Origin of the sequence: Acinetobacter sp. NS-4 (assembly GCF_037402435.1) — a bacterium.
Taxonomy (GTDB): Bacteria; Pseudomonadota; Gammaproteobacteria; order Pseudomonadales; family Moraxellaceae; genus Acinetobacter.
Map to the genome: position 1 here is coordinate 1 of NZ_JBBEUE010000032.1, position 9,854 is coordinate 9,854.

A 9,854-nucleotide genomic window follows, 5' to 3' on the forward strand; every position below is an offset into this window, starting at 1 on the left:
CGCCCTAATAAAAAAGAGTTAAATTTATTGAATGATGTGTTTCAGTCAATTTGTTCAAGAATAAAAACAATCACGACTAGAATATTGATTTTGAATTTGCTTGGTCTTATTCAAGCGATATATAGATGAAATGAGCCAAGTCAAAAAGCTGGATAGATTTCAATGACTTTTGACTTCGCCCAGCTTGAGAAGGGATAACTGTTTAGCGATATCTAGTTATATCGCCTTAAAAGCCTCTATGGCGCGTTTGCGCGATGAACTTAAATCCACAATAGCACGTGGGTAATGTAATGCTTGAATGTGGGCAAAAGCATAAGGCTCATGTATTTTTTTTGCGTCCAGATGCGCCAGTTCCGGTACCCATGTACGGATATAATCGCCATTTTTATCAAATTTTTGCGATTGATTCACCGGGTTGAAAATTCGAAAATAGGGCACCGAATCTGTTCCCGTTGAAGCACACCATTGCCAGCCGCCATTATTGGCTGCCAAATTACCATCAATTAAATGCTGCATAAACCATTTTTCACCCAGACGCCAGTCAATCAGCAGGTTCTTGGTCAAAAACATTGCCGTAATCATCCGTACCCGATTATGCATCCAGCCAGTTTGCAGTAATTGCCGCATGCCGGCATCTACAATGGGTATGCCGGTTTGACCTTGCTGCCAGGCAATCAGATCTTCTTCGCAGCTACGCCATGGGAGTTTCTGAGTATTGGCCTTAAACGGTTGATGTTTGGAAACGGCAGGAAATTGATACAGAATATGTTGATAAAATTCTCGCCACAGCAATTCATCCAGCCAGGTTTGTTGTCCCACATTGTCTATATGGAAATAGCCTGATTGCTTTCTAAATATGGCCTGTAAACACTGCCGGATTGAAACCGCACCAATATTCAAATAAGGCGATAGCTGGCTGGTGGAATTGAGATGAGGAAAATCCCGCTCCTGTTGATAGTGTTCTATTTTAGCGTCGATAAAGTCATCCAAACGATCCAGTGCATAGTCTTCAGTCACAGGCCAAAGTTGCTGTAACTGATCTGCTGCAGGACTTTGCATATATGTGGATGCGCTGATGAGCGCATGACCCAAATCAAAGTCCAGCTGTATTTTTTCCTGCTGTGCGACTGTCGGATAACATTGCGGCAGGCTGATGCTAAGAAGTTCATAGCAGCGCTTTTTAAAAGCACTAAAGACCTGATAAGGCTGTTGAGATTTATTGCAGATTGAACCCACAGGAAAAATCGTCTGGTCATGATAAAGCTCAAGCGGGATCTGATGTTTTTCCAGATTTTTTTGGGTCTGGGCATCACGCTTTAATTCATTGACCCCAATTTCGATATTGGCATGTACTGCGTCAATACCCAGTCGCAGACAAAGCTGCAACATTTCATGGGGGACATCTTTCCATAAAGGAATCTGTTTGATTAGCAGGGGGATGTTCAGTTGATTGAGCTGGGATTTTAGAGTTTCCAGTTGGCGTAAATAAAAAATTTGCTTGGCAGGACTGTCATCATGTTGTTGCCATTGCTCAGGAGAGAGTATCACTAAGGCAATACAGCTTCCAGATTGAGTTGCATGCCAAAGCGCAGCATGATCTTGTATGCGTAAATCCTGTCGAAACCATATTAATTGCATGAACCGGGATGCCTTATCTCAAGCTGAATCATTCAAGTTTAACAGGAACAGTACGATGCTTTAAATTACCATGCTTTAAATATGGCACTTTATAGCATGACTTTTAAAAGCCTAAACTTCAGGATCACTGGATTTTCCTTGATCTGCGGAGCTTGCCGTATATTGCCTGAAATCAGCACCGGATGGCGCCTGATAAACTTTCAAGCCAAATTCAGGAATAATGGCAATCAAATGATCAAAGATATCGGATTGTATCGCTTCATAATCCTTCCATACCGTGGTATTTGCAAAAGCATAGATTTCCAGTGGCAAGCCTTCACTGGTGGGCTGTAATTGCCGAATAATCAGCGATTGATTTTGCGCGATGCCGGAATGCTGTTTTAAGTAAAACTCGACATAGGCGCGGAAGGTGCCTAAATTGGTTAAACGGCGCTGATTATATGAGGATTGGTTCGAGAGTTGCTGGTTGAAGTTTTCCAGCTCATGATGCTTGCTGTTTAAATATTGATCCAGCAACAAAAATTCTTTCAGCTTCTGCTGTTCCGCTGGCGTCATAAAATGCACGCTGCTTTGATCGATAAAGATTGATCTCTTGATCCGTCGAACTCCCGCATACGCCATACCACGCCAGTTTTTAAAAGTGTCTGTCACCAGTTTATTGGTTGGAATAGTGGTTAAGGTCTTGTCAAAATTCTGCACGGTAATGGTATGTAATGACATATCAATGACATCGCCATCCGCATTCAGTGAGGGCATTTCAATCCAGTCACCAATACGCACCATGTCATAGGAAGAAATTTGCACCGATGCCACTAAAGACAAAATGGTGTTCTGGAAAATCAGCATGAGTACCGCTGCCATGGCGCCAAAACCTGCCAACAAGGTAAAGACATCTTTTTTGAGGAAAATACCTAAAATCATCAAGCCACAAACAATAAAAATAATCAGCTTAACCAGCTGCAAATAGCCTTTAATCGGCTTGTTTTTTGATTTCGGATTACGTTGATAAACAAGATTGAAAATACTTAAAAATTCACTGATAGCCAAAGCAATGGTAAGAAAGATAAACGCCTGTGCCGCCATCTGAACAAAAACAATGACTTTTTCTGAAAGATGTGGAACCGTAACAATGCCATTCATGATTACTACTGCTGGCACAATGTTGGCAACACGGCGGATGACACTGTGCTGGGCAAAAATTTCATGATTGGCCGAAGTTATTTTGGAAATAAGCTTGCGAATTCCACGAACCACCACCTGCTTGGCAATAAAATTGGCAACGATTGCCAGCAGAATTAAGAGGCTTAAAGAGGTCAACATTTCTAGCCAGGAATATTGGTTTGACCAGTCCTGAATATTTTGTATAAAGGTAAATTGCAAAACCATGCTCATCTTGTTTTTCTCAATGTACTTTAAGCATAGTTCATTGTCTTAATTTTAAACAATATTTTATGATACTGTTTTGTATATATAAGTTTGCACCTTTACTACGTCACAGCAGTATAAATTTAGTTGGTCTGATAATAAAAAAAGCCCCAATCAGGAGCTTTTTAACAAGAAGGTCTTACCACATTAAATCATCTGGAATGACGTAGGCTGCATATGGATCGTCTTCATCTGTGGTTTGTTCATTCTGTTCAGAATTGTTGACGATAATGAAGCCTTCCATTTTGTCATTAATTCGATCTGCCAAGGCTTTGGGTAAAACAGCGTAACTTTCGGCTTCTTTGGCAATGATCAATGAACCTGATACCAAGGCATTATAAATCTGCTGGTTGAGATAGATCTTTTTGACTTTATTGTCATCGATAAACTGATAGGCTACTTCACCATCGATCTCTTTAATTTTGTGCTGATTGATCATTTGCACAATGGCAGCTTTGAGCTCTTTACCTTGTAACAGGCGTTTTTTTTCTAAATCCAAAGCCTGATCTTTCGCCAGCTTTTCTTGCTGGGTCTGTGCGATTTTGGCTTTTAATTCCGCTTCATCGCTTTGACCGGTACGCTGCTCATGGACTGCCTGTTTGGACAGTTTTTTAGCTTTCTTGTTATCAACTAAACCCGCTTTTAGCAATTGAGCCTGTAATGCATTTTTGACCATAATAAATTCCGATATTACTCTTGAGTCTGCCGATAACGATAATAAATCACCCAATAAATTGAGCTAAGGATCCCACTTAACATCGCTGGGATAAGGTAGGCATTTAATTTTAAATAAGGATAAATCACGCTGGCAAGCAAACCGCCCAGGAAAAATCCAACTAAAATGAGCAAGTGAAGAATAATGCGTCTACGCTCTACCTTTAAGCCACGTAACATATAGCCTAAAGCTAAACCCAAATCCGTCAAAACGCCAGATAGATGCGTTGTCCGGATAATAGTACCTTTATAGTGACTGACCATAGCATTTTGTACGCCCATGGCAGCACATGCCCAAAGTAAGGCATAACGCGGGAAGTAGGGAAGCAAAAACCAACACAGTAGGATAAAAAAAGCCACCAGGCTTAAAGGTAAGCCGTAGCGGCTTCCTAACTTAAACTGACTGTTTCCAAGGATAAGTCCGCTATAAAATGAACCGGTCACATAACATAGAATAACCAGGCATAAGTAAAGGATGTGTTCAGGTTGCCATTTCAGTAAAGCCATGGCCAACATGCTGACATTTCCGGTCATATGCGAGACGGACTGATGCAGAACGGTCACCAGTCCAAGAACGTTAATCATTCCTGCATTGACTGCAAGAAAAAAAGCACCTAATTGAACCCAGAGCGGTAAAGTTTGAAAAGGCATAACGTCATAAAAAAATACTTAATAATGACTATCTTACTCTAAACCGCGATCAACAGCAGCAGTAAATAGTACATCTGTTGAAGAATTTAATGCAGTTTCGGTCGAATCCTGTAATACGCTGATCACCATACCGATGGCTACAACTTGCATAGCAATATCTGAACTGATCCCAAACAGGCCACAAGCAACAGGAATCAGCAATAAAGAACCACCCGCAACACCAGAAGCACCACAGGCTGAAATGGTCGCAAGTACCGATAAAACCAGCATGGTGGTGAAATCGACCGAAATGCCCAAAGTATGTACAGTCGCTAAGGTAAGTACAGTAATCGTTACTGAAGCACCAGCCATGTTAATTGTAGCACCTAGAGGAATTGCAACACTTGCTGTAGATTCATTCACGCCTAAGCGTTTTGCCAAATCCAGGTTTACCGGAATATTGGCCGCTGAACTACGGGTAAAGAACGCGGTAATGCCACTTTCGCGCACACATTGAAGCACCAATGGATAAGGGTTCGCACGGGTAACAAAGGCCACCATAATAGGATTGACCACCAATGCCACAAAGAACATGGTACCAATCAATACCGCCAACAATTGTGCATAGCTTTCAAAAGTACTTAAACCGGCTTCAGCAAAGGTCACTGCAACCAGACCAAAAATACCGACTGGAGCAAAGTTAATCACCAGACGAATCACCTGGTTCACAGCAGTTGCAGCATCGGTTAAAAAGGTTTTCGTACTGTCAGATGAATGACGGAAAGCAGCACCTAAAGCAACTGCCCAGGCTAGAATACCAATAAAGTTTGCTTCGCTAATGGCAACCACCGGGTTTGCGATAAAACTGAGCAGCAGATTTTTTAAAATCTGAACCAGGCTACCTGGTGCCTGAAGGTCAGTTTGCGCAGGAACATCCAAAAATAATGTACTTGGAAACATCATGCTGGCAACCACGGCACTTAATGCAGCCAGGAACATACCCACAGCATACATCAGCATGATTGGCTTGATTTTGGCACTATGACCTACTTTGAAATTGGCAATGGAAGATAAAACCAGGACAAAAACTAAAATAGGCGCAACAGATTTAAGTGCTTTAATAAATAAGTCACCCAACAGGCTTAAATAAGGAGCCACATTTGGGCACAAAACAGCTACGCCAATACCTAAAATAATGGCGATAATAATTCGGGAGACTAAACTCAAACGCATTAAAGCAGAGAACATACAAGTGCCTTGTTACAAATACGAGGACTAAAAAAATCACATAGATGGGTGGCATTTTATACCTAAAAAATGATCTTGCTAAAAAATAATTGCCATATAAAAACTAACTGTCTATTTTTAAAGTTGATATTTTTACTTTTTAATAAAATTTTTGCCGATTTTTAAATATTCAAATAATACAAATGCTTCTGATCATTCTGCTGTGCTGCATTATGTTTAATCATTCAATTTCAATCAATTTTAAATTCTATATGAACACACCAGGCAGATATCCGGGACTATTTTAGATATCTCCACGAGAAATAGAGTGTTGCAATAAGTATCTCAATCATCTTAAAAAACTTCTGGTGAAAGTTCTTGCATGGCCTGAAAATGAGTCAGATAAATCTGGCCACTTAACTGATTCAGCAGTTTTGAATGCTGTAATTTATCCATGACTGGACCCTTAATTTCAGAGAAATTCAGTTTAATCTTCAGTTTATTTAACTCGGCATTGAGATCTTCCAGCATTTCCAGCGCACTCAGATCAATTGCACTGATACTAGAACAGTTAATGACCACATGTTCCAAATTCATATACTGACTGATCGCATTAATTAAAAAGCCTTTAAAGGTATTGGCATTTAAAAAAGTCAGGTTTTCATCAATTCGCATAGACAGGACTTTGTTTGAAGTCAGCACTTGATGGCGTTGTACATTTCTAAAATGCTGAGTGCCTTCCACCAGGCCAATCACGGCAATATGTGGACGGCTGATCCGCCACAGCAGCAGGATAAAGGTTGAAACAATACCCAGTATCAATCCGGTTGAGATATCGATACAGAGCACGCCAAAGAAGGTAATCCACATGGCAATGCCATCTGCTTTGGAATAGCGCCAGGTGTCGATAAAGGGCTTGAAATCGACCAGTTTCCAGATTGAAACAATAATGGTCGCAGCCAGAATAGCCAAAGGCAAGTCACGGAAAAAAGCCGTGAAATAGAGGCTAACCATGACAATAAATAATGATGACATCACGCCTGCCAGCGGCGTTTTAGCACCGGCATCCGCATTGACCACCGTGCGCGATAAGCTACCGGTAACCGGAAATGCCGAACTTAAGCCCGCGCTTAAATTGGATAAACCCAACGCGATCAGTTCCTGGTTACTATTTAAATGACTGCGTTGCTGTAATGCCGTCGCCTGCGCAATAGATAAAGACTCAACAAAGCTAATCATGGCGATCATTGCTGCACCGGGGAACAGACTGATGACCAGTTCCATATTCCAGTAGGGCATGCTGATGGGTGGAAAACCTGAAGGAATTTCACCTACGGTTTTAATGCCTACGGCTTTTAAATCCAGAAAGTACACCGCGGCAATCGAAATCACCACCAAAGCCAAAGGCAAGGCTTTAACAACAAAAGCCGTTGAACCGACCCGGCTTTGGATGGCATTGGAATTTAAAACTTTGGGAAGATAAATCAGAAATCCTAGGGCAAGCACGCCAAAAATGAAGCTTTCGATATGGCTATAACGCAGGTAGTGCCAGGCACTAAGAAAAAATTCAGGAAGATTATTGGCTTTTAACGGAAGGTCGACTAAAAATTTAAACTGGCCTAAAGCAATCAGCAAGGCAGAGGCAATAATAAAACTCTTGATCACCGGATGGCTAATCAGCTGAATCAGAAAGCCGAATCTAAAAATCCCGAGCAATAAGGAAATGACACCGACCATCACTGCAAGCAGACAGGCGGCCTGTATATAAACCGGAGAGCCAACTTCGAACAGGGGATTAAGGGTCGCGAAGGTCATCATGGAAATAATCGCGACTGGGCCAATAGAAAGCGTAGGACTGCTCCCGACCATGGCATAAATGATCATGGGCAGAATACTGGCATACAGTCCCATAATGGGCGGCAGTCCAGCCAGCATGGCATAAGCCATGCCTTGCGGAACCAGCATGGCAATCACAATCAGGGCAGAAAGAAGGTCAGATTTAAACTTGTCTTGATTGTATGTACGCAGCCATCGCCAAGCCGGTAATAACATCGTTAAGCGAGAATTTAAATCTGACATATCTAAAACTAAATCACTATTTTAGATATATTATGTATAAAAAATGCTAAGAAGTCTTGTCAGGAAGATAGGGCTTGATGACATTTAATGTGCAAAAATAGCGAGAACTTAAAGTTCAATCGCCAAACCAAATTTAGCAGCCAGTGAAGTCCAGATAAAAGGATAATCTTTTTTCGGATTTAAAAAGTAAGCGCACAGGGCATTCCTTGAGTGTTGGCGTATATGATGATTCTGTCATCAGCATCTTCACTCACAAAAGTGCGGGACTCATAGTCTAGGCACGCTTCAAATTAAAATTCATGATTAAATTTTTTGTTAATTTTAACAATAAATATGTTATAAAATGTAAATATAGTCACACTATTTTAGGGTCAGGTTTTTGAAACAGATTCTTTTGGCACTTAAATTAAATCTTCGTAAACTGATCCTGATTTCGACTATCGTTAGTGTTTCGTGCTTATTTATTGTTTCTGTATTTATTCTCAATTATGTGATTAAAGACCAACTCATTCAAAATTCACTGTTAGTGAATGCCAAATATGCTTCAAAGGTTGCCAACAGTGCAGATCAACATTTCGATGATATGCTCAAAGAGTTAAAGTATAGTGCTGACCTGTTAGGACAAGATTTTTCTAATCCTCAATTAATACAAGAAGAAGCAAAGCGTCTTAAAAATCAATCCAACAAATTTAATAGTTTATTGATTGTTGATAAACAAAGAAGAGTCATCTCTTTTGCACCGCAAAGTTTAAATTTGAGTACCCATATTTCATATAAAACAGTGGGAATTATTGAATCCTTAAAGCATAAAACCACTTATATTTCTCCTCCTTATTGGTCAGTTCGACATAATCTGGTGGTACTCCTGTCTCAACCTATTTATGACCAGAATAAAAACTATCAGGGCATGATTGGTGGCACGATTTATTTACAAAAAAATAATCTGATCCAGAAAATGCTTTCAACCGAGTATGACTTTAAGAAAAGTTATATGTATGTCATGGATCAGGATAATCGAATTATTTTTCATCCCGATCCGACAAGAATTGGCGAAAAAATTGTCAATAATACGGGTCTGGACTATATGGTACATAAACGGATGGGAAATGTCCGGTTAATCAATAGTCGGGGAGTCGAAAATTTGGCAGGTTTTGCCTACATTCCGAGTACGAACTGGATTGTAGTTTCCCAGCAACCAACCGAAGAGTTGTTGAAGCAGGCCAATGTGATTCTTTTAAAAGTTTCGGTCGGAATTTTATTTTTTTATTTATTTATTTTTTTTATTGTCTGGAGAATGTCGCGCTTTATTTCTTCACCTTTAAATAGCTTGGCAAAAATGGCCAGTATGCTCAATCAGCCTGACATCCAAGATAAAATTAAACAAGTCGACCCTTGGTATTTTGAAGTTTTAAAATTTAGAACGTCATTGCTGCTCAGTTCTCAAACGTTTAGTGAAAAGATTACTGAATTGCGTCAACATGTAAATACCGATCCACTGACAGGTTTATATAATCGACGGGGGATGCAAATCTTCTTAAAAGAAGTGGTGAGTTTAGAGAGAGGTTTTGCCGTTCTTGCGATTGATATCGATTTTTTTAAGAAGGTGAATGATACTTATGGCCATGATCAGGGGGATATAGTTTTAAAAACCCTGGCCAGTTTTATGAATGATAACTTCAGAGACGGAGACATTTGTTGTCGTATAGGAGGGGAAGAGTTTATTGTATTAATGATCACCTCAGACCCTAAGGTAGCTTACAATGCTGCGGAACGTTTAAGAAAAACAATGGAATCAAGCAACATCAATTCTATTGGACCAATAACAATATCTATTGGAATGGCATTTTGGCCTAAAAGCTCAGACAGTGTGACCGAAGTTTTTAAAATGGCTGATAATAAACTTTATCAAGCTAAAAATAGCGGACGTAACTGTATTCGTTATTAGAGAGTGGAACGGTATTTGTTTTTCTACTTATTCTACCGGCTTATAATTAAGCTTGAGCTCTGTAAGGGGAGCCGGTTTAGCAAAATAGTAGCCTTGAAAATGATCACAGTCATATTCTCTGAGAAACTTGGCTTGGGCTTGAGTTTCTATACCTTCAGCAACCACTTGTAATCCTAGTTGATGAGCCATGACAATA

8 protein-coding genes are annotated in these 9,854 nt (G+C 40.1%); 1 reads left to right on the forward strand and 7 read right to left on the reverse strand.

All coding sequences use genetic code 11. The features are described from left to right. Positions 1–216 precede the first annotated feature (216 nt). The 6 genes from WAE57_RS15540 to sulP all read right to left on the reverse strand — a co-directional run bounded on the left by WAE57_RS15540 (position 217) and on the right by sulP (position 7,686). Entirely contained in the window at positions 217–1,638 is a 1,422-nt protein-coding gene (locus WAE57_RS15540; RefSeq protein ID WP_237787359.1) for a deoxyribodipyrimidine photo-lyase, read from the reverse strand. Between the two features lie 111 nt (positions 1,639–1,749). Then, positions 1,750–3,024, reverse strand: coding sequence for a mechanosensitive ion channel domain-containing protein (locus WAE57_RS15545; RefSeq protein ID WP_337711270.1), 1,275 nt, complete (start codon positions 3,022–3,024; stop codon positions 1,750–1,752). 178 nt (positions 3,025–3,202) lie between these two features. Next, positions 3,203–3,739 carry a DUF2058 domain-containing protein gene (locus WAE57_RS15550; RefSeq protein WP_337711267.1) on the reverse strand — a complete coding sequence of 179 codons (537 nt, stop codon included), beginning with the start codon at positions 3,737–3,739 and terminating at the stop codon, positions 3,203–3,205. A 14-nt stretch (positions 3,740–3,753) separates the two neighbouring features. Beyond that, positions 3,754–4,428: a YoaK family protein gene (locus WAE57_RS15555; protein WP_237787361.1), complete on the reverse strand. Its 675-nt coding sequence runs from the start codon at positions 4,426–4,428 to the stop codon at positions 3,754–3,756. A 33-nt stretch (positions 4,429–4,461) separates the two neighbouring features. After that, complete coding sequence (sstT, locus tag WAE57_RS15560) at positions 4,462–5,655, reverse strand: serine/threonine transporter SstT (RefSeq protein ID WP_337711268.1); 1,194 nt, start codon at positions 5,653–5,655, stop codon at positions 4,462–4,464. A gap of 333 nt (positions 5,656–5,988) precedes the next feature. Next, a complete protein-coding gene (sulP, locus tag WAE57_RS15565) occupies positions 5,989–7,686 on the reverse strand; it encodes a sulfate permease (protein ID WP_337711271.1) in 1,698 nt (565 codons plus the stop codon). 406 nt (positions 7,687–8,092) lie between these two features. Between sulP and WAE57_RS15570 the strand changes: the two genes are divergently transcribed. Further along, a complete protein-coding gene (locus WAE57_RS15570; protein ID WP_337711269.1) occupies positions 8,093–9,658 on the forward strand; it encodes a sensor domain-containing diguanylate cyclase in 1,566 nt (521 codons plus the stop codon). A gap of 27 nt (positions 9,659–9,685) precedes the next feature. On the opposite strand, the gene WAE57_RS15575 is transcribed toward WAE57_RS15570, so the two are convergent. Beyond that, positions 9,686–9,854, reverse strand: a 169-nt coding sequence (locus tag WAE57_RS15575; RefSeq protein WP_337711272.1) for an EAL domain-containing protein, incomplete at its 5' end; no start/stop codon positions are given.